Below are 24,535 nucleotides of genomic sequence, written 5' to 3'. Positions count from 1 at the left end.
TATTCAGGAAAAACGCGTTATCGTTGACGTTTTTCGCGAGCAAGCCCGCTCCTACAACTCTGCCGGGAGCGTCAATGACCCTTCGCCAACCCTGCCCACCTGGCGCCTGTGTCTGCAACCGTGAACAACTGCTGCAAGCGCCCGGCGCTGACCTGCGCATTCTCCAACTGACGCGCCAGCAGGAAAAAATCCTGCTGGCGCGCCTGGAAAACCTCAAGAGCCTGCAAGACCTCGAACACCTGCAACAGCGGATGTACGAGCAACTGGGCATCCGTGTGCATATCGCGCCCGGGCATACCGAGGTCAAGAGCATGCGCGGGATCCAGATCGTCATCGACGAACTGCCGGGCATGTGTCGCAAGACCCGCCAGTCGATCCCCGCCTCCATTCGCCGTGGCCTGGAGAAGAACCCAGAGATTGCCTACCGCTTGCTCGACGCCCACGACCTGTTTCGCGACGTCTGAATTATCCCGCCACTGCTTCTCGCTCGAACAACTCTTGCCCCACCGCCCGGGCCTTGTGCAAGTGCGCCTGGGCCGTGCCACTTTCCGAGTCCAGCAACAACGCGGAGGTGAGTACCCGCGCCCCGCAATAATCAAAGATGCCGTAGTCGATCTGGGTGTTCATGGCCTTGGCATAACCGTGTCGCTCAAAGGCACTTTCATCGGCCCCACCCAGGGCCAGCAGATGCACCTGCACATGCCTTAGTTTCTTCTGCACCGGTGTATCGGGGCCGTAATCAATCGCCCAGCCATTGACGAATACGCGGTCGACCCAGCCCTTGAGCAACGCCGGCATCGACCACCAGTAAATAGGGAACGCCAGCACCAGCGCGTCGGCGCGGTCTATGCGGGCCTGTTCGGCCAACACGTCGGCTGGCGGCGTGGCGCGTGTACGGTGCACCCGATGGTCGGCGGCGCTGTAGCGTGGGTCGAACCCTTCAGCGGCAAGGTCGGCTATTTCGAAGGTGTGGCCAGAGGCGCTCAAGCCCGCCCCCACCTCGGCGGCCACACTATGAGTGAGGGATTGCGGGTCGTGATGAGCAACAACGATCAATGCGTGCATGACTTTGACTCCGTTTCGGCTTAATCTACTTTTAGTAAGTTACGTCGAATAAGTTACTTTTGGTATATAAGCATGTCAAGCAGTGAATCCCCTGCCCCACGTCGTCGTTTGTCCCGTGAAGATCGCCTGCGTCAGTTACTCGACGTGGCCTGGCAATTGGTGCGTGACGAAGGCACCGACGCCCTGACCCTGGGCCGCCTGGCCGAGTTGGCGGGCGTCACCAAGCCGGTGGTGTACGACCACTTCGCGACGCGTGCGGGGTTGCTGGCCGCGCTGTATGCAGACTTCGACGCGCGCCAGGACCAGGTATTTGCCAATGCCATCGCCACCAGCAACGCGACCCTTGAGGACCGCGCGTGGGTCATCGCCTCGTCGTATGTCGACTGTGTGCTGTTGCAAGGTCGGGAAATTCCCGGCGTGGTTGCCGCCTTGAGCGGTTCGCCGGAGTTGGAAGCGTCCAAGCGTGAATACGAGGCGATCTTCCTCGATAAGTGCCGGGACGCGCTGTCGCCCTTCACCCACGGCGGCAGCATTTCCCAGGCCGGCCTGCGCGCCATGCTCGGCGCGGCGGAAGCGCTGTCCCACGCGGCGGCCAATGGCGAGATCAGCCGCGAGGAAGCTCAGCAGGAGCTGCTGGAGACTATCCTCGGGATGGTCAGGCGCGTCAGGCCGTAGGCAGACGGCCCTGGACGAACAGTTGCGCCTTGCGCGTCAACTGGTCCAGGTGCCGATCGCGCTGTTTCTCTGCGTCGACCATGGCGCGCTTGCCGTGTTTTTGCAGCAGGTAGGTGTGGATCTGCCGCACTTCCAGCGAACTGTAGATCGAGGCCACATCCAAAACCCCCATCAGCCCATCGGTGCCGTAGTTGCGGGTGTTCATCACAACCTGGGTGCCACGCGCACCGCGCACCTGGAACCCCAAGGCTTCGAACACCGCAACCTTCTCTACCGCACAAGCCAGTTCGGCGTGGGGATAACGCGCCAACACCTCGTCCAGCATGCTGCGCGCCACACCCTGGCGACGAAAGCCGGCCTGCACCGCCATAAACGCGACGCCACAGGCGTGCGGATCATCCTTCACCGGCAGATACAGGCAAAAGCCCACCACTGCGTCGTCTTCCATCGCCACGACCAACTCCACCGCAACGCCCTTTTCGCCATTCAACGCCTCAAGGTACAGGTGTACCTCAAACCCGATGGCGTACTGGTAGATGTTGTAGAGCAGGTTGCTCGGTGCCAGCGCCACGCTGCTGATGTCGGTGAGGTTGTCCACCACCATCTGCAGGATCTGGCTGTTGATCGGTTCGGGGCACGGTGTGGTGTAGCGGGTAAGGCTGAACATGCAAATTCCTGGGGTTTCGCGTCAAGGCAGCGGCGATTGTACCTGTTGCGGGCCGCTCATGGCCCGCACACCTCGCGCAAACAGGTGCGCAGCCAGCGATGGGCCAGGTCGGCGTCCTGTCGCGGGTGCCACAGCATCGCCACGGTAAACGGCGGCAACGTCACCGGCAGCTCAAAGCAGTGCAAGCCTCGAGGCGGCACGCTGATATAGCGCTCAGGCACGCTGGCGATCAGGTCGGTGCCCCGCGCCAGGGCGATGGCCGTGTTGAAACCGGCGACCACGATGCTGACCTGCCGAACCAGACCTTGCGCCTCAAGGGCATCGTCGATCTGGCCACGGTCCTGCCCGCGCCGCGACACATAGACGTGTTGTCCCTGGGCGAAACGCGCTGCGCTCAAAGGGCCGCGACTCAGAGGATGGCCCGCGCGCACCACGCCCACCAGGCGGTCACGAAACAGCGCCTGGGTCAGCACCTCGGGGCTGGCGCCGACATCGACCACACCGGTTTCCAGGTCGACACCACCGTCGCGCAGCAACGCACTGTGCTTGTCGCTCTTGTGCACGAAACGCAAGCGCACCCCTGGGGCGTCCTGAGCGATACGCGCGAGCAATGCAGGGCCGAAGCGTTCGACGAACTCCTCACTGGTGCGCAAGGTGAAGGTGCGTACCACTTCACCCAAATCCAGGGTGTGCGCGGGGCGCAATACGGCGTGGGCGTCCTGCACCAATTGGCTGACCTGCTCGCGCAGTTGCAACGCCCGGGGCGTCGGCACCAGGCCGCGCCCCGCACGCACCAGCAACGGATCGCCCGTGGCCGCGCGCAAACGCGCCAAGGCCCGGCTCATGGCCGAAGGGCTCAGGCGCAAGCGCTGGGCGGCGCGAGCGACGCTGCCTTCGGCAAGCAGCACGTCCAGGGTGATGAGTAAATTGAGGTCGGGCATGTGGGCTCCTTATCAGGCGTTGGACGCAGCTATAACCTGCAACCCATGCGTCTTCCGCCATGTTAGGCGACGCCGTAGATTTGTGACAGGTGCATTCACTCAAGGAAACGCGCATGCAAACTTCCACACGCGGCGGCCTGGTCGCCTTGTCGCTGTCCATGTTGCTGGCCGCCCTGGGCACCAGCATTGCCAATGTCGGCCTGCCCAGCCTGGCGCACGCCTTCGGGGCATCGTTTCATGCCGTGCAGTGGGTGGTGCTGGCCTACCTGCTGGCCATCACCGCCGTGATTGTCAGCGCGGGGCGCCTGGGCGACCGTCTGGGGCGCCGGCGCTTGCTGCTGGCCGGGTTGCTGGTGTTTGCCCTGGCCTGCGCCGGGTGTGCCGCCGCGCCAACCCTGTCCTGGCTGATCGGCGCACGGGCATTCCAGGGCCTGGGCGCGGCGATCATGATGGCGATGACCCTGGGCATGGTGGGTGACACCGTCACGAAAGCAAATACCGGCCGAGTCATGGGCTTGCTCGGCACCCTGTCGGCACTCGGCACGGCCATGGGGCCGAGTGTCGGCGGGGTATTGCTCAGCCTGTGGAGTTGGCGCGCGCTGTTTCTGATCGGCCTGCCCTTGGCGGGCGTGGCTGCCGCCCTCGCCTACCGTTATTTGCCGGTGGATGCTGACCGCCGCGACGCTTGGCCAGGCGATACATTCTGGGCGCCCCTGCGCGATGCGCCGTTGCGCGCCGGCTTGGCCATGAGTGCCATGGTGTCGGCAGTGATCATGGCCACGTTTGTGGTAGGCCCGTTCTACCTGTCCCGTGGCCTGGGCCTCGATCCCGCCTGGATGGGCTTGGCCATGGCCGTTGGGCCCGCGGTCGCGGCGGTTACCGGTGTACCGGCGGGTTACCTGACTGATCGCCTCGGCAGCCAGCGCCTGACGCTCATGGGATTGGGCGTGATGCTGTGCGGGGCCTTGTTGCTGTCGCAGGCGTCCGGGCTTGGCGTTTATCTCGCGGCGCTGATTGTGTTGACGGCCGGCTACAGCCTGTTCCAGGCGGCCAACAACACGGCGGTGATGAGCGATGTACAGGCGACACGCCGAGGCACGGTGTCCGGCCTGCTGAATCTGTCGCGCAACCTGGGCCTGATTTTCGGCGCATCGGCCCTCGGCGCGGTGTTCGCCCGCGCCACCCCGGATGTCAGCCACGCCGCGCCCCAGGCGGTGGCTGCCGGTTTGCACGCCACCTTCGCCATGGCAGCAGGTTTGCTGCTGATAGCCGCACTGATCGCCTGGAAACGTGCGCAAAGGCCGAGCAGCGCGAAGCAGACAAATATTGACAAGCTAAAATCGTAACGACTATTGTCTGACAACCTGATCACCAAGGTTTTCCCATGCTTGAGCTCCAGCGCCCCGATTCGCTTGTCGTGCGGGTTGTCAGCGCCATTCGCGCAGAAATCGAATCCGGCCAACTGGCCCCGGAGTCGCGCCTGCCGACCGAACAGCAATTGGCCGAACAGCTCAACGTCAGCCGCTCCGTGGTGCGTGAAGCCATTGCCCAGCTCAAGGCCGACGGTGTGCTCACCGCTCGCCGTGGTCTGGGTTCGTTTATTTCGCAGACCCCTGCGGGCACGGTGTTTCGGTTTCCGCAGCCCAACGGGCGACGACCTGACCTGGCGCAGATGTTCGAAGTGCGCCTGTGGATCGAAACCCAGGCCGCTTCGATTGCCGCCCAGCGCCGCGACAGCGCCGACCTGCAGCGCATGAAAAGCGCGTTGCAGGCCATGCAGGACAACCGCGACGACTTTGAAGCCGCAGCCCTGGCCGATGTGGAATTCCACCGCGCCATTGCCGACGCCAGCAAGAATGACTACTTCGTGGCCTTCCATGACTTCCTCAGGAGCCAGTTGGCCAGTGCGCGTAAAACCGCGTGGGAGAACTCGGCGTCGCGCTTTGCCACCGGCTCGGCCGATGCAACCGAAGAACATCAACAGCTCTACCAGGCCATCGCCGACGGCGACGCCCAGCGCGCTGCTGCCAGTGCCGAGGCGCACCTGCGTGCCGCAGCGCAGCGCCTGCAACTGGAATTGCCGACCACGAACTGATGCAACCTGTGTGAAGCGTGTCCTTGGACACGCCATTTTTTTAACAAAAACATTAGTCTGACAACCTGATAAGCAGACTGAAATGTACAGCCTAGGTACCCCTGCAATGATTCATGACTTTTGCATTATCGGCGGCGGCATCGTCGGCCTGGCCACCGCCATGGAGCTGCTCAAGCGCCAACCCGGCGCGTCGCTGGTGATTCTCGAAAAAGAGTCGGTGCTGGCCAAGCACCAGACCGGCCACAACAGCGGCGTGATCCATGCCGGCATCTACTACGCGCCCGGTAGCCTCAAGGCCGATTTGTGCAAGCGAGGCGCCGAAGCCACCAAGCAGTTCTGCCGTGAACACGGGATCAAATTCGAGGTGTGCGGCAAGCTGCTGGTGGCTTCAAGCCCCCTGGAAATGCAACGCATGGAAGCGCTGTACGCCCGCGCCCAGCTCAATGGCATGCAGGTCGAGCGCTTGAATGCCGAACAGCTGCGCCAGCGTGAACCGAACATCGTCGGCCTCGGCGGCTTGTTTCTCGATGCCACCGGGATTGTCGATTACCGCCAGGTGTGCGAGACCATGGCCCAGGTGATTCGTCGCCACGGTGGGCAGATCTGCCTGGAACGCACCGTCACCGCCATCCACGAAGACACCGATACGGTCACCGTCAACACCGAGGGCGAGACCTGGCAGGCCCGCCACCTGGTGGTGTGCGCCGGCTTGCAGTCAGACCGCCTGGCGCGCCTGGCCGGCATCCGCATCGACCATCAGATCATCCCGTTTCGTGGCGAATACTTCCGCCTGCCCTCCGCCAAGAGCAACATCGTCAACCACCTGATTTATCCGATCCCCGACCCGCAGCTGCCCTTCCTCGGCGTGCACCTGACCCGCATGATCGACGGCAGCGTCACCGTCGGCCCCAATGCTGTGCTGGGCCTGGGCCGCGAGAACTACCGCAAGTTTTCGGTGAACTGGCGCGACGTGGCGCAGTACGCCAGCTTCCCGGGATTCTGGAAAACCCTGTGGCAAAACCTCGGTTCCGGCACCACCGAAATGAAGAACTCGTTATTCAAGTCCGGCTACCTGGAGCAGTGCCGCAAGTACTGCCCGTCCCTGACCCTCGATGACCTGCTGCCCTACGAGGCCGGTATCCGTGCCCAGGCGGTGATGCGTGACGGCAGCCTGGTGCACGACTTTCTGTTCGCCCAAACCTCACGAATGCTGCATGTGTGCAATGCGCCCTCGCCGGCCGCCACCTCAGCCATGCCCATCGGCGCGATGATCGCCGACCGCCTGTTCCACCCCCAGTAAGACCGCACCGCCCGTTCACCCAACAATAACTACAAAGACCCAGAAGGAAGTCCAGCATGTCGGCATCCGCCTCCATCCCCGGTACCGAAACGCCCGAACAAACCCGCAAGCGCCTACGCAAAGTAGCCGCCGCCACCATCTTCGGCTCGATGCTGGAGTGGTACGACTTTTACCTGTACGCCACCATGGCGGCGATTGTGTTTTCGAAGATCTTCTTCGATAACAGCGACCCGAAGACTGCCACGCTAATGGCCTTTTCGACCTTTGCCATCGGCTTTATCGCCCGCCCCTTCGGCGGCATCCTGTTTGGCTACCTGGGCGACAAGTTCGGGCGCAAGCAAGTGCTGGTGCTGACCTTCTGCCTGATGGGCGTGTGCACCACCTTGATCGGCTTGATCCCCAGCTACGCCTCCATCGGCATCTGGGCCCCGATCCTGCTGGTGTTTATCCGCATCATCCAGGGCCTGGGCGCGGGTGCCGAGCTGTCGGGGGCGGCGGTCACCTCCTACGAACACGCCTCCCAAGGCAAGCGTGGCAGCCAGGGCGCCTGGCCGGCATTGGGACTGAACCTGGGCCTGTTGCTGTCCTCACTGACCATCTACCTGCTGACCATCAACGGCAACGAGTTCCTGCTGGCCGGCGGCTGGCGTATTCCGTTTATCTGCAGCATCGTGCTGGTGGGCGTCGGCCTGTGGGTGCGCAACAGCATTCCGGAAACCCCGCAGTTCGAGGAGCTGAGCAAGGAAAAAGCCAAGGCCAAGCCATCGCCCCTCAAAGCCTTGTTCAAGAACGACCTCAAGGGCCTCGCCGTGGTGTTTTTTGTCGCGATTGGCTACAACGCCCTGAGCTACATCTTCAAGACTTTTTCCCTGGCCTACCTGACCCAATTCAAAGGGGTGGATGTGCATGTCACCTCCCTGTCGGTGACCATCGCCAGCCTGGTGGCCATCGTCGCCGTGCCCTGCTTCGGCTGGCTGTGTGACAAGTGGAGCAGCAAGACCGTGTTGATGCTCGGCGGGCTATGCTCGCTGTTGTTCGCCTACCCGTTCCTGGCCCTGCTCAACAGTGGTGAAAGCCTGATGATTTACCTCGCCATCGGGGTGGGCACCGGAATCCTCGCGCCGATGATGTTCGCCCCCCAGGGTTCGTTCCTGAGCCGGCAGTTCCCGACGCAAACGCGCTCATCGGGCTTTGGCACCGGGCGGGAGATCGGCACCGCCATTGCCGGTGGCCTGGCACCGCTGGGCGCGCTGTCGATGGTAGCGGCCTCGGCCACCCACTCCACCGATGGCGTGGTGGTGATCCTCGCGATTTCTGCGTTGTTGGTGGTGGTGTTTGCCCTCTGCGATCAGGGCGCGAAACACTCGACATTCAAGAACTGAGCAAAAAAAGTTCGGACCAACGGGTGCATGGATGCACCTGGATCGCGCATCATGGGCACTTTCAAGCTCAAGGGTAACGTCCATGCGCGTTCTGTCATTGATGATGGGTCTTACGACGCTGGCCGCCACTACGGTGTTCTGCGCCAGCGCGATGGCGAATGAAGAAAGTCAGTTAGTCCAACAGATCAACCAATACCGCAGCCAGGTGCAACGCTGCGGTGACCAGGGTTCCCAGGAGCTGCCGCCGCTGACCAGCGACACACGGCTGGTATTGCCGGCGTCCAATGTCGGCGATTTGCAGCAGTCGCTGGCGCGCGCTGCGTACCCCATGGTGAATGTGCAGGCTATCAGCCTGTCCGGGCCCAAAGATGCCGAGGCCGCGATGAAAGCGGTACGCGAGAGCTTCTGCCGCGTAGTGCTCGATCCGCAATTTGTCGATATCGGCGTCAGCAACAGCGGCCAGGACTGGCGCATCGTGCTGGCTCGCCCGCTGGTTACCAGTGGCCTGGGCGATTGGCAAACCGAAGGCAGAAAACTGCTCGACTTGATCAACACCGCGCGTGCCGAGCCACGCCAGTGCGGCACCCAGGCGTTCACCGCGACCACACCGCTGTCGTGGAACGACACGCTGGCCAGCGCGGCCAACAGCCACACGCGCAACATGGCCAACGGCAACTTCTTCGACCACCTGGACCACGACGGGCGTACGCCCGGTGACCGCGCCGAACTGGCCGGGTATATCGCGAAGAACATCGGCGAAACCATCGCCGCCGGCCTCGACACGCCGCGCAAGGTCGTCGACGGTTGGCTCGCCAGCCCCGGCCACTGCGCCACCCTGATGAACCCGCAATTTCGCGACTTGGGTGCCGCCTACGCGATGGACCCCAAGAGTGACGCGGGCATCTATTGGACGGGGTTATTCGGTACGCAATGAAGGTTGGGCGCCGGCCCAACCCGGCCAACAATGACGGCGTGCAAATAGACAATGAAATCAAAGTGCTATCAGGGAGATAATCGCGCTGAACTGAATGCGGTCATTCCGGTCTGTTGCTAGTCGGTCGGGCTCTTCAAAGCTAAACAATACGTGGCAAGCAAGGTGTGAACCCAATGATGAATTGGCTGCAAGGCAGCAGCGAAATGGCAGAGCGGGTTCGTCAGCATGATTGGGCCAATACGCCCCTGGGGCCACTTGAACACTGGCCCGATGTGTTGAAGACAACCGTTGCGCTGTGCTTCGCGTCGAGTTTCCCCCAGGCCATCGTCTGGGGGCCTCAGTTGATTACCCTCTACAACGACGCGTTCACGCCGATCCTGGGTAGCAAACCCGACGCCTTGGGCCGCCCGTTCAACGAGATCTGGCACGAGGTGTGGGACGATATCAGCCCTATCGCCGACGCCGCGTTCGATGGGCACGCCACCTATATCGAAAACTTCCCGCTGTTGATCCAACGCAACGAAGCGCCGGAACAAGCCTATTTCACCTTCTGCTACAGCCCGATTCGCAATGCCCAAGGTGTAGTGGTCGGTTTGCTCGACACGGTGACCGAAACCACTGCCACGGTGTTCCTCGCCCGTCGTCTTGAAGTGCTGGACGCCATTAGCAATAGCGTGACCAACGCTACCGACGCCGAAACCATCCTGACGTCTACGACTCGCCTGCTGGCCGAACATCTGCAGGTGTCCATCTGTGCCTACGCCAACATGGACGAGGATGAAGATGGCTTTACCATTCGAGGCGACTGGTCGGCGCAAGGCTCGCCGAGCATCATCGGCCATTACAGCCTGGCGGCGTTTGGCGAATGCGCGGTCAACTGCCTGCGTGCCGGCGAGCCACTGGTGATACGCAATAATCTGATCGAGCTGCCGCCCCATGACGCCGCGAGCTTCCAGGCACTCGGTGTGACGGCCACCATTTGCATGCCCTTGATCAAAGACGGGCGGCTCACCGCACTGATGGCCGTACACGACAAAGTGCCGCGTTTTTGGTCGTCCTACGACATCGCGCTGTTGGGCGAAGTCACCGAACGTTCATGGGCGCATATCGAGCGCGTGCGTGCCGACGCCGCCGTGCGTAAGGGCCTGGCCGCCTATGCGGAACTCAATGCCAGCCTGGAGCAGCGCGTGAATGAGCGTACCCGTGCGCTGGCCGAAGCCGAAGCTGCACTGCGCCAGTCACAAAAACTTGAGGCCATCGGCCAACTGACCGGTGGCGTCGCCCATGACTTCAATAACCTGCTGACCATTATCCGCTCATCCGTGGATTTCCTGCGCCAACCGGGCCTGTCCGAAGAGCGTCGGCAACGTTATATGTGCGCGGTATCCGACACGGTGGAGCGGGCCAGCAAGCTCACCAGCCAACTGCTCGCTTTTGCCCGTCGCCAACCATTGAACCCGCAGGTGTTCGATGTCGGCCAGCGCGTGCAGAACATCGGCGAGATGCTCGAAAGCGTCACCGGCGCACGCATTCATGTGCAGGTGCAATTGCCCGATCGGCCCTGCTATGCACGCATCGACCCCAGCCAGTTCGAAACCGCGCTGATCAACATCGCCCTCAACGCCCGCGATGCGATGGACGGCCAGGGTACCCTGACCCTGAAAGTCGCCGGGCAGCAAACGCTGCCACGTATCCGCGGGGATGCCGAGTCGTGCATGCCCTACATCGCCATTTCTCTGGCCGATACCGGCACCGGGATTCCCAGCGATACCTTCGAACGCATCTTCGAGCCGTTCTTCACCACCAAGGCCGTGGGCAAAGGCACGGGCCTTGGCCTGTCGCAGGTATTCGGCTTTGCCAAGCAGTCAGGCGGCAATATCGATGTGGCCAGCACCCTTGGCCAGGGTACGGTGTTTACCTTGTACCTGCCGCAGGTCGAAGGCGAAGCGGCGCCGGATCAAGACCCGCATACAGACTTGCCAGCGCCGCAAGAGGCTGCTCATCAGCACGTGCTGATCGTCGAGGACAACCTTGAGGTAGGACGCTTCGCCAGCCAGATCCTCAAGGACCTGGGTTACCAGACCACGTGGGCGACCAATGCCGAACAGGCGCTGAACCTCGCCGGCACAGACGTCCAGGGGTTCGATGCGATTTTCTCCGACGTGGTGATGCCCGGCATGACCGGCGTGGCCATGGCCAAGCTACTGCGCCAGCGCCGCCCGGACCTGCCCGTGGTACTCGTCTCCGGCTACAGCGAGGAACTGGCGGACAGCGGCTATGAAGGCTTTGAGTTCCTCGCCAAGCCCTACTCCGCCGACCAGGTTGCGCGAGTGCTGGCAAAGGCGATGAGCAAGGATCAGTCGACAACCGCCACCTGATTGCGGCCCGATGCCTTGGCCTGGTACAGGGCCTTGTCGGCGCTGTTCATCAAGCCGTTCAAGTCCAGATGCTGAGCGTGGGTGGATGCCACGCCCAGGCTGGCGCTCACCCCCTGTACCGGGTCGGCGGGCAAGTCACCAATTTTCTGGATCAACTGCTCGGCAATGCCGCGCGCGGTCTCCAATGAGGTATTGGGCAGCAACACCGCAAACTCCTCGCCTCCCAGGCGACCGTAGATATCGGTCTGGCGAAAGGATGCGCTGATCACCGCGCCAATCTGGCGCAACACCTGGTCACCGGCTTGGTGGCCGTAGGTGTCATTGATGGCTTTGAAGTGGTCCATGTCCATCATCAACGCACACAGCGGTTGCTGCTCGCGCAGGCACTGGGCGTAAAGCAACTGGGCTTGCTCGTAAAAAGCCCGACGGTTCATCAGCCCGGTCAGTTCATCGGTCTGGGCGGCGCGGGTGGAAATGTGATGAGCGCGCTCCATTTGCCTCGTCAGGCGAAAGGCTTTTTCCAGGGCATCGGAGAGCTTGCGCGTCGCACCGACCACAAACGAGGCAAACACCAACACCGCCAGCGCCACGCCGACTTGCATTGGTGAGGGCTGGAGCAGCATCCATACCGTACAGGGAAGCAACACCAGCGCCATGGAGCCCAGCGTCATGTAGCGATAGGCTGAATAACAGGACACCGCGCTGACCGACATGCCCACGGTAAACAGCATCACCAGCACCTGGGATAAGCGGTCATCGACCGGCATCACCGCCAGCGCCCCGCCGCCCCAGATACCCGCCGACAGCATCAGCGTGACCCAGTAGCGGCGTTCCCAACGGGCGGGCGTGCGCGCCGCGTCAGGGCAGCGAAACCATTGCACGAACAGATGCAGGCGCACCAATGACGAGCCCGCCAACAGTACCAACCACACCAGGATGACCTGATGATCGAACCGATCCCAGCACAGCCAGCAGAGCATGACGGCGCCCAGGTAGCTGCCGAAGATCGCCGAGAATGATTGACGAAACAGCTGGTGCAAACGGTCGGTTCGCACCTGCTCTTCGATGAGGTGACCCTGATCTTGCCCAAGGTTATTCATGGGGTTGGCCTGTTTGACCGGCGACGGCAAAGGCGCCATTGTGGCACCTTGCCAGCAAGCCGAACAGCGGCATACGCCGCGCTAGAGCGTTTCAGGCTCTTGAGGTCGCAAAATCAGCACGCCCAGGGGCGGCAGGTTCAACGACAACGACACCGGTTGCCCATGGCGCGGCTCATCCTGGGTAAACACCGCGCCGCCATTGCCGTAATTGGAGCCGGCGTAGGTATCGGCATCACTGTTGATCACCTCACTCCAGCGCCCGCCAAACGGCACACCGACTGCGTAGCCTTCACGGGGCACCGGGGTGAAGTTGGCAACCACCAACACCGGCTGGCCACCCTTGCTCCAGCGCAGCCAGGCGTAGACGCTGTTGATCGCGTCATCACCGATCAGCCATTGGAAGCCCTGGGGCGCATCGTCCTGTTCGTGCAACGCCGGTTCTTCGCGGTACAGGCGGTTCAGGTCGCCAACCAGCTTCTGCACCCCACGGTGCTCGGGGTATTGCAGCAAATACCAATCCAGTTGCTGGTCGTGGTTCCACTCGCGCCATTGGCCAAATTCGCAGCCCATGAACAGCAGCTTCTTGCCGGGGTGCATCCACATGAAACTGAGATAGGCGCGCAGGTTGGCAAATTTCTGCCAGCGGTCGCCGGGCATCTTGTCGATCAGCGAGTGCTTGCCGTGTACCACCTCATCATGGGAAATCGGCAGGATGAAGCGCTCGGACCAGGCATACACCAACCCGAAACTCAGCTCGTTGTGATGATGGGCGCGGTACACCGGGTCTTGCTGAATGTAATGCAGGGAGTCGTGCATCCAGCCCATGTTCCATTTGTAGTTGAAGCCCAGGCCACCCTGTTGGGTCGGCTGGCTGACGCCGGGCCAGGCTGTGGACTCCTCGGCAATCACCAAGGCGCCCGGCGCTTCAAGGGCGACCACGTCGTTCAGGTGCCGCAAGAAGTCGATGGCTTCCAGGTTCTCGCGACCGCCATGGCGGTTGGGCACCCATTCACCGGCCTTGCGCGAATAATCGCGATACAGCATGGAGGCCACGGCGTCCACGCGCAGGCCGTCCACATGGAAATGCTTGAGCCAATGCAAAGCCGACGCGAGCATGAAACCGTGGACCTCGGTGCGGCCCAGGTTGTAGATCAGCGTGTCCCAGTCCTGGTGAAAGCCTTCCAGGGGGTTGGCGTATTCGTACAGTGCGGTACCGTCAAATTGCGCCAGGCCGTGGGTATCGGTGGGGAAATGCGCCGGCACCCAGTCGAGGATCACGCCGATATCGGCCTGATGGCAGGCATTGACGAACCAGGCGAAGTCTTCCGGCGAGCCAAAGCGCGCGCTGGGGGCAAACTGGGATAATGCCTGATAGCCCCAAGAGCCACCGAAGGGGTGCTCCATGATCGGCATCAGTTCGATATGGGTGAAGCCCAATTGTTGTACGTAAGGAATAAGGCGCTCGGCCAGTTCGCGCCAACCGTATTGACGGGCCACTTCACCGGCCTCATCCAACTCGCACTGCCAGGACCCCACATGCAGCTCGTAGATCGACAACGGCGCGGTGGATTTCTGCTTGTCGCCCCGCGATTGCATCCACTCATGGTCCTGCCAATCCACTTGCAAAGGTGCGGCAACTTTCGAGGCGGTGTCCGGCGGCAGTTGGGTGGCCAGCGCCACGGGGTCGGCCTTGAGCGGCAAAATGCCGTGGGCGCCGAGAATTTCGTACTTATAAGCCGCGCCCGGCTGCAGGCGCGGGATGAAGATTTCCCACACGCCCGAGGGATGGCGCAGGCGCATCGGATGACGGCGCCCGTCCCAGATATTGAAGTCGCCCACCACCGAAACCCGCCGTGCGTTCGGCGCCCAGACGGCAAAGCGCACGCCTTGCACGCCATCGACGCTGACCACCTGCGCCCCCAGGCAGTTGCCCAGGTCACGATGATTGCCTTCGGCAAACAGGTACAGGTCCATCTCCCCCAGCAGCAATTGGCTGAAGCTGTAAGGGTCTTCGGTGATCTGCTCACCGCCGGCCCACTGGATTTTCAGCAGGTAGGGCTGGCGAGTGCTGAAGTGCCCAATAAACAGGCCTGGCACCTGGGTGGCATCGAGGCTGCCAAACGGCTCGCCTGTGTCACGCGCCAGTACCTGGACACTCAGGGCCTCGGGCAGGAACGCACGGATAAACTGGCCGCCCTGCTCGTCATCATGGGGCCCCAGGATCGAAAAGGGGTCGGGGTGCTCGGCGCGCACCAGCGCATCGACGTCCTTGGACGCCGGCAATGCAGTCAACTTGGGCTGCAGCGGTTCTCTCTGTGTAAAACTCATGACGTCTCCCCACCGCGTACAGGTTTAGATATAGGTGTCAGCCCGCTCAACAAGCCGTGCAGCCCTTGCAGGGGCACCGGCAGCCAGGTCGGGCGGTTTTCTGCTTCGTAGGCCACTTCGTACGCGGCCTTTTCCAAGCTGAACAAGGTCAGCGCTGCGTCTTGGCCGTTGGCATCCTGCCAGTCATGCGCCAGTGTAGACGCAGCGGCCTGGTAAGCCTGGGTAAATGCTACGCGGGCTTCATTCAGGTAGCGGTCGGTCACGCGTTTGCGCGCAGCGTTCGCTTCTGGCGTGTGATCCACCCCTTGTACATTCAGCGCCATGGCCGCGGCATAATCAAAGGAACGCAGCACACCGCTCACATCTTTATAAGGGCTGTGTTTGCCGCGCCGCTCATGCAGCGGTCGCGCCGGTTCGCCCTCGAAGTCGATCAAGTAGGCATCGCCCTTGACCACCAATACCTGGCCCAGGTGCAAGTCACCGTGGACGCGAATGCGCAATCCGCCCGCCGTGGCTTTGGCCAACGCCTGGACATGCGCCGCGATGGCTTTTTTCTGCGCCAGTAATTCACTGACCAACGCCTGGTCGGCGGGGTTCAACTGGCTTTGATTAAGCTTGAGCAACTGCAAGGCACGGTCGATCTGGGCGCCGACATCCTTGGCCCAGGCTTGGGTGTCTTTGATTGTGGTGGGTTCGGGTTTGAAGGCCTTGTCGGCCGTTGGCGCACCCAGCACCAGGTGCATTTCACCCAGGCGCTGACCGAGCAAACCGGCAAAATCTGCCAGTTCCCCGAGGGCGTTGTAATGCTGTTCCTGTTCAGAGATCGCGTCGGCCAGCTCATCGCGGATCGCCCGCTCCAGGTTGTTCTGGGTCCAGCTCCAGGCATCGCCCTGATTGCTCAAGTAACCCTGGGCAATCATCAGCAAGTTGTCCTGTCCCTGCCCGTCCTGGCGGCTCATAAAGCCCAGCAGCGGCGAGATGTTCGGGTAGCCAGCGGCGGTCAGGTACGCACTCATTTCCAGCTCCGGGTGCACGCCGGCGCTGACTTTGCGAATCAGCTTGAGCACCAGACTCTCACCGACCACCACCGAGCTGTTGGACTGCTCGGCGGACAAGTAACGCACCGGCGATTCACGGGTCAGTTGCAATGCGGCCAAGTGTTGAGTGGCCTCGAATCGCAGATCGCCGTCAGGGGTATTGAGCACGGTGCCGGCCTGCATGGCCTGGATCACCTCAAGGATAAAATGCTCAAGGCTGAAGGCATCGGTCACCAAACCTACCTGGCGGGTGCGTCGCACTCGGGCCAACGCCAATTGCTGGGGCAAGGCGCTGGTGAACTGGTCTTCGCCAAGGAAGCCCAAGGGCAGTTGGTAGCGGCTGACCTGGCCGGCACTGGTCACTTCGATCTCACTGAGCAACACCGGATGCTGCGGGTCGCCAAAACGCACGCCATATGCGATGTGCACCGTGTCGATTGCCGTATCTTTGCCGGCAAACCAGCGCCGCTTGGGCAGCCAGGCGGGCAGTGACGTATGTTCCAGGCTGGTGCGGCAAGGTTCTTCGAGTAGCTCTTCCATGCGTTTTTTCAGTACCAAAGTGGTGAAGTCGGGCATGCTTTGCGCCGGTTCCACATGCCAGCTGGGCATCTGGTTTTCCGCTGCCAGCACGAACCAATAGAAACCATAGGGCGCCAGGGTCAGCAGGAAATTCAGCTGGCCGATGGGCGGGAAGGCATTACCGCCAAGCATCTCCACCGGCACCATGCCGGCAAAGGCCGACAGGTCCAGCTCTGCCGCCTGGGCGCTGCGCGACACGTTGGCCACGCACAGGATGATCTCGGTGTGGCCGTCTTCACCGGTGTATTCACGGGTGTAAGCCAGGATGCGCCGGTTAGTCGGCGAGAGCATTTTCAAGCTGCCACGACCAAACGCCTTGGACTGCTTGCGCACTGCGAGCATGCGCCGGGTCCAGTTGAGCAATGAATGCGGGTCCTGGGCCTGGGTCTCGACGTTGACCGACTGGTAGCCGTATTGCGGGTCCATGATCGGCGGCAGTACCAGGCTGGCCGGGTCGGCACGGGAAAACCCGCCATTGCGGTCGATGGACCATTGCATCGGCGTGCGCACGCCGTCACGGTCGCCCAGGTAGATGTTGTCGCCCATGCCGATTTCATCGCCGTAGTACAAGGTCGGCGTGCCCGGCATCGACAGCAAAAGGCTGTTGAGCAATTCCACCCGCCGACGATCGCGCTCCACCAGCGGCGCCAGGCGTCGCCGAATGCCCAGGTTGATACGGGCGCGGCGGTCTGCGGCGTAGTAGTTCCACAGGTAGTCGCGCTCTTTGTCGGTGACCATTTCCAGGGTCAGCTCATCATGGTTGCGCAGGAAAATTGCCCACTGGCAGTTGGCGGGAATCTCCGGGGTCTGGCGTAGAATGTCGGTGATGGGGAAGCGATCTTCCTGGGCCAACGCCATGTACATGCGCGGCATCAGCGGGAAGTGAAACGCCATGTGGCATTCATCGCCGTCGTCGCCCTTTCTGTCGCCAAAGTACAGCTGCGTGTCTTCCGGCCATTGGTTGGCTTCGGCCAGCAGCATGCGGTCGGGGTAATGGGCATCGATCTCGGCGCGGATCTGCTTGAGGACGTCGTGGGTTTCGGCCAGGTTTTCGTTGTTGGTGCCGTCCCGTTCGATCAGGTAGGGGATGGCGTCCAGGCGCAGGCCGTCGATGCCCAGGTCGAGCCAATAGCGCATCACCGACAGCACCGCTTTCATGACCTGCGGGTTATCGAAGTTGAGGTCCGGTTGGTGCGAGTAAAAGCGGTGCCAGAAGTACTGGCCGGCCACCGGGTCCCAGGTCCAGTTGGACTTTTCGGTGTCGAGGAAAATAATGCGTGTGCCGTCGTATTTCTGGTCATCGTCCGACCACACGTAGAAGTCCCGTGCCGCCGAGCCTGGTTTGGCCTTGCGCGCACGCTGGAACCAGGGGTGCTGGTCGGAGGTGTGGTTGATCACCAGTTCAGTGATCACCCGCAGCCCGCGTTGGTGGGCCTGGGCAATAAAGCGCTTGGCGTCGGCCATCGTCCCGTAGTCGCTGTGCACGCCGCGGTATTCGGCAATGTCGTAGCCGTCATCACGGCGCGGCGAGGGGTAGAACGGCAGCAGCCAGATGGTGTTCACGCCCAGGTCAGCGATGTAGTCAAGTTTGGCGATCAGCCCGGCAAAGTCGCCAATGCCGTCGTTGTTGGAGTCGAAATAGGATTTGACGTGAACCTGGTAGATCACCGCGTCTTTGTACCAGAGCGGGTCTTTGATAAAGGTGGCTGCCTTGGGTTTCTTGGCCATTGCAAACTCCTGAAAATACAAAGTTCTCGAGGATCGTTCCCACGCTCCGCGTGGGAATGCAGCCCCGGACGCTCCGCGTCCCAAGCGCGACGCAGAGCGTCAAGTGAGGCATTCCCACGCAGAGCGTCACGTGAGGCGTTCCCACGCAGAGCGTCACGTGAGGCGTTCCCACGCAGAGCGTGGGAACGAGCACTCAGGATGTGCTGATGCGCCAGATGCCGAACGGCATCTGTGGCTCCAGCCGGGTCCATTGGGTCTTGCCGTACCAGGTCCAGCGGTGGCCGTTCATCAAGTCTTCGCCCTGGGTCTGGGCATCGTCGGGCAAGCCCATCTCCCACAGTGGCAATTCGAAGTGGGCTTCCTGGGCGTTGTGCGGGTCGAGGTTGACGGCGACCAGAATGAAATTGCTGCCGTCTTCGCTGCGCTTGCCGAAATACAGGATGTTGTCGTTCCAGGCGTTGTAGAGCTTGAGCCCCAGGTGGGTTTGCAACGCCGGGTTCTGACGACGGATGCGGTTGAGCTGGGCGATCTCGGCGATGATGTTGCCGGGCGCGGTGAAGTCGCGGGGGCGTATCTCGTACTTCTCCGAGTCCAGGTATTCCTCTTTGCCCGGCACCGGCGCGGCTTCGCACAACTCAAAGCCTGAATACATCCCCCACAAGCCCGAGCCCATGGTGGCCAGCGCAGCGCGGATCAGGAAGCCTGCACGGCCGGATTCATGCAGGAAACCCGGGTTGATGTCCGGCGTATTGACGAAGAAGTTCGGGCGGTAGCACTCACGCCAAGGCGATTGGTTCAGTTGGGTGAGGTACTCGCTCAGCTCAGCCTTGGTGTTGCGCCAGGTGAAATAGGTGTAGCTCTGGGAATAGCCGACCTTGCCCAGGCGCGCCATCATCGCCGGGGTGGTGAAGGCTTCGGCGAGGAAGATCACCTCAGGGTACTTGGCACGCACATCGCTGATCAGCCATTGCCAGAACGGCAGCGGCTTGGTGTGCGGGTTGTCGACGCGAAAGGTCTTCACGCCCTCTTGCACCCAGCCCACCACGATATCGCGCAGTTCGGTCCACAGACTCGGGATGGCGTCGGCCGCGTAGAAATCGACGTTAACGATGTCCTGGTATTTTTTCGGTGGGTTTTCCGCGTACTTGATCGTGCCGTCCGGGCGCCAGTTGAACCAGCCCGGATGCTCCTTGAGCCATGGATGGTCCTGGGAGCACTGGATCGCGAAGTCCAGGGCGATTTCCAGGCCGTGGTCGGCAGCGGCCTGGACCAACCGGCGAAAATCATCGCGCGTGCCCAACTGCGGGTGGATCGCCTCGTGACCGCCCGCCTCACTGCCGATGGCATAGGGGCTGCCGGGATCATCGGGGCCGGCGATGAGCGAGTTGTTCTTGCCCTTGCGGTGGCTACGGCCAATGGGGTGGATCGGCGGGAAGTACAGCACGTCAAAGCCCATGTCATGGATCATCGGCAAGCGTGCGTGGACGTCGTTAAACGTGCCGTGCCGTGCAGGATCGTCGGTGATCGAGCGCGGAAACAGCTCGTACCAGCTGGCAAATTGTGCGGCCTCACGCTCCACGTCAATCGGGTACGCGGGGCTGACGCTCAAATAGGCCCGATGGTCGGCCTGGGTCATCAGGTGTGCACTGTCTTCGTGCAGGAATAACGCCACCTGCTCGGTTTCCAGCAGGCCGGAGAGCTCATGGTGCAACAACATCAAGCGGTCACGCAGTTCATTGTCACTGCGTTCGGCGGCCTGCAACACCAGGCTGCGGCCCTCCTGCAACTCCAGGCTGACCGGCACGCCAGCTTCATGCTTCTTGCGCAGTTCGTAACAGAAGCTGGCAAAGGTGTCGATCCAGGCTTCGATGCAGTACTCATGGCGGCCTTGGCAGGCGACGGTAAACGCCCCCTCCCAACCATTGTTGCCGATATCCAGCATGACCACGCTGTGCCAGCTTTCATCTCCCAGCGCGCGCCAGCGGATCAACACCGCCAGTTTATCGTGGCCATCGGCGAACACTTTGCTGGTCACATGGACCCGCTGACCCACCACCGCCTTGACGGCAAACTCACCGTTGTCGATGACCGGCATGGTGCTTTCGATCGCGATCCTGGGTAACAGCAGCGCCTGGGACAGCGGCAGCACGGAGTCTTCTGGAACCAGTGTTTCAGCAGTCATCGAGCATCTTCCCCTTACGCCCTGTGGACGCTCTTGGCTTGATCCGAATTCAGAAACGGCGACGCTCTCCCTGAGCAGGGCCGTATAAGGTCCGAGCCTGGGCGCTGTTCAAAAGTTCAGGTGGATATACCGCCACTGGGCGGGAATCATTTCCCGCAGGCAAGGGTCCACCGATAGAGCAAAGCACAAACGAGGCCATACCAATGAATATCCCGATACCCCCTGAATCCGAAGATCCAAATATCGACGAGCCCCCGCTGCCGCCCACAGAACCCCAACCCGTTCCTGAACAAGAGCCCCCTGAAAACGAGCCACCGCCCGTGCAGGAACCCCCCGCAACGATGCCGCCCGTTATCGTCTGATTTACAGGCCCGCAAACGCTTGCTTGCGAACCAAATATCGCGGGCAAGCGATGCTGATTTTTCCCACTCGCTTTACAGACATCACCGAGATCACCCCCTCGAAGGCCAAGATAGATTCATTACTCGTGCGCTGACCCGCCTTTTTGCTGGCCGCAGACTATACCGTCCGTAACGCGAGTACCTTCTATGTCCATTTCGCTACTGCCACCAACGCCCGATATGCATGGCCTACAACAACGTCCGGTCAGCGATGATCGACAGAAACTGAACGATTTATTAAGGGCCGGCCCCAGCGGAATCATGCGCAGGAAAGAGCCTGACAGGCATCCATCGGACCTCCCCAGGGCGCCGCAAGCTTCTACCCCGTCCAACCCTAGCCCCTCGACAAACCAAAAACTGCAGGCGCCCGGTACCGATGCGCCCGAGGAGCAAGCCTCAACTGCGCCCACCACTGCACCGACTACAGACGTGGAGCCGCAGGCGCCCGGTGCAGACGCCCCCCGGCTCGCCCAACTTCGTGCGCTCGCCAGCCGGGAGAGTATTACCCAGATGCTGCGCGAGCCAAACTCGCAGGAGAGCGCCCAGAAGTTGGCCGAGATCGGTAGCCTGTTAAGCAAGGAAAATGTCAAGTCGATGCTGCATGGCCCGGATGCAGACGAAGCGCGCAAACTGATTACCAAAGTGAAGGAGCGTCTAGGTCAGTCAAGCCTGCAGATGATTCATGAGCAATCCTCGCATATCGAGCGACCGGGCTTGAGCCCTCAAGAGATCCGCGCCCGCACCGCCAGTTCTGACCCCGAGGAGAGTTTCAGCCAATCAATGCAAGTCTTAGATGAGCTACGCGTTGAGGAATCCTATGCCCAACAGCGAGTGCGCCAGAGTACGCCACTCGCCTCGGCCCTCTTCGAGATCGGCAAGGAAGTGGACCTCGGCGAGCCGACCCCGCAACCGGACAATTCATCGGCTGAGGCAGACAGCCTCAAAACCGCCAGCAACAGCAACGATTCCAGGATTGGCATTGGTCAGACCTTCACCTTCCACAGTATCCGCGACTCGAACTTCGACGCGCCTAAGGAGGTGATGGATTTTGACCACAACAGAGACAAGCTCGATGTAACGGCCATTCGCAAGCAACTCGGCAACAAACCTTTGAAATCGGTAGAAAATTTCTCAGGCGCCAGTGGCGAAGTGCAGATTCACTACAACCCGGCCAATAATACGAGCGTGGTAATGATTTCCGGCAACCCGGGAGAGCCGCCCTTCGTGGTGAAAGTCTTCGGTGAGGTCAGGTACAGCAACCTCACCACCTGACCCTGTCACTCATCCTTGTCCAGCAGCTTGACGACCCGGGGCATCACACTGAATACCACCAACGCCAGCAGCGTACTGAGTACCGCTGTCGATTCACGGCCCATGCCCGCCGCCACGCCAATGGCGGCGGTCATCCACAACCCCGCCGCCGTGGTCAGACCCTTCACATGCTGGCCCTCTTCATCTTCCTTGCCCTTGAGGATGGTGCCAGCGCCGAGGAAGCCAATGCCCGCAATCACCCCTTGAACCACACGGCTCATGGCATCTGCCTGGTTGCCGGACATCTGCGGCACCAGCACGAACAGCGCGGCGCCCAGCGCCACCAGCATATGAGTACGCACCCCGGCCGCCTTGCCCTTGTGTTCACGCTCAAACCCCAGGATGCCGCCGAGGATCGCCGCGATCAGCAGGCGCACGGTCACTTGGGTGAGTTGCCGGGCATCGCCGATGTCCGCGAATTCGGCTTGCAGGGTTTGCCACACCAGATGCCACCAGGCGTCCATGGATGCGCTCCTTTTTATTATGGATAGATAAAGGATGGACAGCGCAGACCGCCAGTCAGTTGCCTGGAACCGGCCCGCATGGCGGCCGCCTAACGCTGCATAGCCCACAAAACGGAGATTGTCATGACCGTACGCATCGAAAATCATCTGTGCTACTTCACACTCGACGACAACGGCCAGGAACAAAGCCTGCCAGCCACCCGGGTGACCATCCTTACCGACAATGACAAAGCCATGTCCTGTGTGGACTTGGCTGGCAAACGGATATACATCACTGAATCTGAGGCCGACAAACTTACGGTTGAAGGGGCCACGGACAGCCGTAACCATGTGAAGGCGGCAGCACCTGGTTCGGTAATTTAATTGATCTGTATCATCGAACCCACTGACTCCCTGCACCCCTAGGCCCTGGGGGTGCAGCACATTGACGCACACGAACGCGCCAAACCTATCTGATCCGCTTTTTATCATTCCACCTGAGTCTGTTATGCAAACAGCCCGTCGCCCATAGTTCATCGGCCTGATGGAGGCTGATGAGCGAACGACCATGAGCGAACGAATCCCAACCGTGGAAACCTTTGAGCCCATTCACCCAAAGAAGGTGAAGGCCACATCCAGCGACAACCTGATCCATACCCGCAGTTTTACCGGCCTGTTTCGCACCTTGCGCGTGGGCGGTGCCGGCCTGCTGTTCCTGGCTTTTTTCGGCACCGTGTGGCTGAACTGGCGTGGGCGCCAAGCCGTACTGTGGGACCTGGCCGAGAGCAAATTTCACATCTTTGGTGCGACGTTCTGGCCTCAGGACTTCATCCTGCTTTCAGCGCTGTTGATCATCTGTGCCTTCGGCCTCTTTGCAATCACGGTGTTTGCCGGCCGCGTCTGGTGCGGCTACACCTGCCCGCAAAGCTCGTTCACCTGGCTGTTCATGTGGTGTGAAAAGGTCACCGAGGGTGAACGCAACCAGCGCATCAAACTGCAGGCCGCACCCTGGAGCCTGAATAAGCTGGCACGCCGCTCGGCCAAACACACGATGTGGCTGGGCATCAGCGTGTTGACCGGGCTGACGTTTGTGGGCTATTTCACCCCCATCCGTCCCTTGGCCGCTGAATTGCTGACGTGGCAGATGGGCGGTGTGAGCCTGTTTTGGGTGTTGTTTTTCACGGGTGCCACCTACCTCAATGCCGGTTGGCTGCGCGAAGCCGTGTGCATGCACATGTGCCCCTATGCACGGTTCCAGAGCGTGATGTTTGATAAAGACACCCTGACCATTTCCTACGACGCCGCCCGTGGCGAGCAGCGTGGCCCGCGTAAACGTGACGTGCAGCCAGCCGAAGTTGGCCTGGGCGATTGCATCGACTGCCAACTGTGCGTGCAGGTATGCCCCACCGGCATCGACATCCGCGACGGCCTGCAAATGGAATGCATCGGCTGCGCAGCCTGTATCGACGCCTGTGATTCGATCATGGACAAAATGGGCTATGCCCGTGGTTTGGTCAGTTACACCAGTGAGCATCAATTGCAGGGCGGCAAGACTCACCTGCTGCGGCCGCGCCTGATCGGCTACAGTGCCGTGCTGGTGGTGATGATCGCGGCATTGGTGGTGGCGCTGATTGAACGGCCGATGGTGTCGCTGGATGTGACCAAGGACCGTGGTATGTTCCGCGAAAACAGCCAGGGCTTGATCGAGAACATCTACAGCCTCAAGGTGATCAACAAGACCCAGCAGCGCCAGGACTACCGCCTGGAACTGGTGGACGCCGAGGGCTTCCAGTTGCAAGGCAAGACCCAGGTCAGCCTGGCGCCCGGGGAAATTGTCGATGTGCCGGTGTCGGTGGCGTTGCTGGCGGACACACCGGCCAGCAGTTCCCAAACTATCCGTTTTAAAGTGACGGATGTGGATGAGCCGTGGATTTATACCGCTGCCGACAGCCGCTTCGTTGCGCCCTTGAATCGCTGATATTTCATCAA

19 protein-coding genes are annotated in these 24,535 nt (G+C 61.4%); 11 read left to right on the top strand and 8 right to left on the bottom strand.

Annotation, left to right across the window (positions count from 1 at the left end):
* The first annotated feature begins 74 nt into the window (after positions 1 to 74).
* The gene (locus E1K68_RS13230; protein ID WP_003191004.1) at positions 75 to 464 is read left to right on the top strand and encodes a hypothetical protein; all 390 of its coding nucleotides are present in this window, start codon (positions 75 to 77) and stop codon (positions 462 to 464) included.
* 1 nt (position 465) lies between these two features.
* Here the strand turns inward: E1K68_RS13230 and E1K68_RS13225 are convergent, their stop codons facing one another.
* Entirely contained in the window at positions 466 to 1,065 is a 600-nt protein-coding gene (locus E1K68_RS13225) for an NAD(P)H-dependent oxidoreductase (protein WP_003191003.1), read from the bottom strand.
* Between the two features lie 72 nt (positions 1,066 to 1,137).
* Between E1K68_RS13225 and E1K68_RS13220 the strand changes: the two genes are divergently transcribed.
* Positions 1,138 to 1,740 (top strand): TetR/AcrR family transcriptional regulator, encoded by a 603-nt coding sequence (locus tag E1K68_RS13220; protein ID WP_034135514.1) that lies wholly within the window; start codon positions 1,138 to 1,140, stop codon positions 1,738 to 1,740.
* Here E1K68_RS13220 and E1K68_RS13215 read toward each other — a convergent pair.
* Positions 1,730 to 2,407 (bottom strand): GNAT family N-acetyltransferase, encoded by a 678-nt coding sequence (locus E1K68_RS13215; protein ID WP_212614197.1) that lies wholly within the window; start codon positions 2,405 to 2,407, stop codon positions 1,730 to 1,732. The two genes, E1K68_RS13220 and E1K68_RS13215, sit on opposite strands and share 11 nt — an antisense overlap.
* A 56-nt stretch (positions 2,408 to 2,463) precedes the next feature.
* A complete protein-coding gene (locus E1K68_RS13210; protein ID WP_003190999.1) occupies positions 2,464 to 3,348 on the bottom strand; it encodes a LysR family transcriptional regulator in 885 nt (294 codons plus the stop codon).
* 113 nt (positions 3,349 to 3,461) lie between these two features.
* Here E1K68_RS13210 and E1K68_RS13205 point away from each other — a divergent pair, with 113 nt between their 5' ends.
* From E1K68_RS13205 to E1K68_RS13180, 6 genes are all read left to right on the top strand, one after another.
* Positions 3,462 to 4,694 (top strand): MFS transporter, encoded by a 1,233-nt coding sequence (locus E1K68_RS13205; protein ID WP_212614196.1) that lies wholly within the window; start codon positions 3,462 to 3,464, stop codon positions 4,692 to 4,694.
* A gap of 38 nt (positions 4,695 to 4,732) precedes the next feature.
* Positions 4,733 to 5,443, top strand: a complete 711-nt coding sequence (locus tag E1K68_RS13200; protein ID WP_003190996.1) for a FadR/GntR family transcriptional regulator — start codon at positions 4,733 to 4,735, stop codon at positions 5,441 to 5,443.
* 106 nt (positions 5,444 to 5,549) lie between these two features.
* Entirely contained in the window at positions 5,550 to 6,743 is a 1,194-nt protein-coding gene (lhgO, locus tag E1K68_RS13195) for an L-2-hydroxyglutarate oxidase (protein WP_003190995.1), read from the top strand.
* 56 nt (positions 6,744 to 6,799) lie between these two features.
* On the top strand, positions 6,800 to 8,125 hold the full coding sequence (locus tag E1K68_RS13190; protein ID WP_003190993.1) for an MFS transporter: 1,326 nt from the start codon (positions 6,800 to 6,802) through the stop codon (positions 8,123 to 8,125).
* A gap of 82 nt (positions 8,126 to 8,207) precedes the next feature.
* Positions 8,208 to 9,059, top strand: coding sequence for a CAP domain-containing protein (locus tag E1K68_RS13185; RefSeq protein WP_003190992.1), 852 nt, complete (start codon positions 8,208 to 8,210; stop codon positions 9,057 to 9,059).
* Positions 9,060 to 9,232: 173 nt separating this feature from the next.
* A complete protein-coding gene (locus E1K68_RS13180; protein ID WP_212614195.1) occupies positions 9,233 to 11,437 on the top strand; it encodes a GAF domain-containing protein in 2,205 nt (734 codons plus the stop codon).
* Here the strand turns inward: E1K68_RS13180 and E1K68_RS13175 are convergent.
* The 4 genes from E1K68_RS13175 to E1K68_RS13160 form a co-directional block, all read right to left on the bottom strand.
* Complete coding sequence (locus E1K68_RS13175) at positions 11,416 to 12,576, bottom strand: sensor domain-containing diguanylate cyclase (protein ID WP_094775040.1); 1,161 nt, start codon at positions 12,574 to 12,576, stop codon at positions 11,416 to 11,418. The two genes, E1K68_RS13180 and E1K68_RS13175, sit on opposite strands and share 22 nt — an antisense overlap.
* 42 nt (positions 12,577 to 12,618) lie before the next feature.
* Positions 12,619 to 14,865, bottom strand: coding sequence for a 1,4-alpha-glucan branching protein GlgB (gene glgB / locus E1K68_RS13170; RefSeq protein ID WP_212614194.1), 2,247 nt, complete (start codon positions 14,863 to 14,865; stop codon positions 12,619 to 12,621).
* Complete coding sequence (gene treS / locus E1K68_RS13165; protein WP_003190985.1) at positions 14,862 to 18,209, bottom strand: maltose alpha-D-glucosyltransferase; 3,348 nt, start codon at positions 18,207 to 18,209, stop codon at positions 14,862 to 14,864. Before treS ends, glgB begins: the two co-directional genes overlap by 4 nt.
* A gap of 193 nt (positions 18,210 to 18,402) precedes the next feature.
* Entirely contained in the window at positions 18,403 to 20,391 is a 1,989-nt protein-coding gene (locus E1K68_RS13160) for an alpha-1,4-glucan--maltose-1-phosphate maltosyltransferase (protein WP_003190984.1), read from the bottom strand.
* Positions 20,392 to 20,939: 548 nt separating this feature from the next.
* Between E1K68_RS13160 and E1K68_RS13155 the strand changes: the two genes are divergently transcribed.
* Complete coding sequence (locus tag E1K68_RS13155; protein ID WP_087945038.1) at positions 20,940 to 22,064, top strand: M10 family metallopeptidase C-terminal domain-containing protein; 1,125 nt, start codon at positions 20,940 to 20,942, stop codon at positions 22,062 to 22,064.
* Between the two features lie 5 nt (positions 22,065 to 22,069).
* On the opposite strand, the gene E1K68_RS13150 is transcribed toward E1K68_RS13155, so the two are convergent.
* Positions 22,070 to 22,567, bottom strand: a complete 498-nt coding sequence (locus E1K68_RS13150; RefSeq protein WP_003190981.1) for an MgtC/SapB family protein — start codon at positions 22,565 to 22,567, stop codon at positions 22,070 to 22,072.
* Between the two features lie 123 nt (positions 22,568 to 22,690).
* Between E1K68_RS13150 and E1K68_RS13145 the strand changes: the two genes are divergently transcribed.
* Both E1K68_RS13145 and ccoG read left to right on the top strand, forming a co-directional pair.
* Complete coding sequence (locus tag E1K68_RS13145) at positions 22,691 to 22,930, top strand: DUF3203 family protein (protein ID WP_003190979.1); 240 nt, start codon at positions 22,691 to 22,693, stop codon at positions 22,928 to 22,930.
* A gap of 184 nt (positions 22,931 to 23,114) precedes the next feature.
* Positions 23,115 to 24,524 carry a cytochrome c oxidase accessory protein CcoG gene (ccoG, locus tag E1K68_RS13140; protein ID WP_003190978.1) on the top strand — a complete coding sequence of 470 codons (1,410 nt, stop codon included), beginning with the start codon at positions 23,115 to 23,117 and terminating at the stop codon, positions 24,522 to 24,524.
* Positions 24,525 to 24,535: the final 11 nt, after the last annotated feature.

The sequence above is a fragment of the Pseudomonas sp. B2021 genome (assembly GCF_018135665.1).
Taxonomy (GTDB): Bacteria; Pseudomonadota; Gammaproteobacteria; order Pseudomonadales; family Pseudomonadaceae; genus Aquipseudomonas; species Aquipseudomonas lactis.
The sequence above is the reverse complement of the archived record's forward strand: the minus strand, read 5'-3'. Positions and strand labels throughout refer to the sequence as shown.

Bases quoted from the DNA above. Each gene is read 5' to 3' on its own strand.
- E1K68_RS13185 (WP_003190992.1), top strand. From the start codon at position 8,208: ATGCGCGTTCTGTCATTGATGATGGGTCTTACGACGCTGGCCGCCACT.
- E1K68_RS13200 (WP_003190996.1), top strand. From the start codon at position 4,733: ATGCTTGAGCTCCAGCGCCCCGATTCGCTTGTCGTGCGGGTTGTCAGC.
- glgB (WP_212614194.1), bottom strand. From the start codon at position 14,865: ATGAGTTTTACACAGAGAGAACCGCTGCAGCCCAAGTTGACTGCATTG.
- E1K68_RS13220 (WP_034135514.1), top strand. From the start codon at position 1,138: ATGTCAAGCAGTGAATCCCCTGCCCCACGTCGTCGTTTGTCCCGTGAA.
- lhgO (WP_003190995.1), top strand. From the start codon at position 5,550: ATGATTCATGACTTTTGCATTATCGGCGGCGGCATCGTCGGCCTGGCC.
- E1K68_RS13215 (WP_212614197.1), bottom strand. From the start codon at position 2,407: ATGTTCAGCCTTACCCGCTACACCACACCGTGCCCCGAACCGATCAAC.
- ccoG (WP_003190978.1), top strand. From the start codon at position 23,115: ATGAGCGAACGAATCCCAACCGTGGAAACCTTTGAGCCCATTCACCCA.
- E1K68_RS13190 (WP_003190993.1), top strand. From the start codon at position 6,800: ATGTCGGCATCCGCCTCCATCCCCGGTACCGAAACGCCCGAACAAACC.
- E1K68_RS13230 (WP_003191004.1), top strand. From the start codon at position 75: ATGACCCTTCGCCAACCCTGCCCACCTGGCGCCTGTGTCTGCAACCGT.
- E1K68_RS13225 (WP_003191003.1), bottom strand. From the start codon at position 1,065: ATGCACGCATTGATCGTTGTTGCTCATCACGACCCGCAATCCCTCACT.
- E1K68_RS13180 (WP_212614195.1), top strand. From the start codon at position 9,233: ATGATGAATTGGCTGCAAGGCAGCAGCGAAATGGCAGAGCGGGTTCGT.
- E1K68_RS13155 (WP_087945038.1), top strand. From the start codon at position 20,940: ATGTCCATTTCGCTACTGCCACCAACGCCCGATATGCATGGCCTACAA.
- E1K68_RS13150 (WP_003190981.1), bottom strand. From the start codon at position 22,567: ATGGACGCCTGGTGGCATCTGGTGTGGCAAACCCTGCAAGCCGAATTC.
- E1K68_RS13205 (WP_212614196.1), top strand. From the start codon at position 3,462: ATGCAAACTTCCACACGCGGCGGCCTGGTCGCCTTGTCGCTGTCCATG.
- treS (WP_003190985.1), bottom strand. From the start codon at position 18,209: ATGGCCAAGAAACCCAAGGCAGCCACCTTTATCAAAGACCCGCTCTGG.
- E1K68_RS13210 (WP_003190999.1), bottom strand. From the start codon at position 3,348: ATGCCCGACCTCAATTTACTCATCACCCTGGACGTGCTGCTTGCCGAA.
- E1K68_RS13175 (WP_094775040.1), bottom strand. From the start codon at position 12,576: ATGGCGCCTTTGCCGTCGCCGGTCAAACAGGCCAACCCCATGAATAAC.
- E1K68_RS13160 (WP_003190984.1), bottom strand. From the start codon at position 20,391: ATGACTGCTGAAACACTGGTTCCAGAAGACTCCGTGCTGCCGCTGTCC.
- E1K68_RS13145 (WP_003190979.1), top strand. From the start codon at position 22,691: ATGACCGTACGCATCGAAAATCATCTGTGCTACTTCACACTCGACGAC.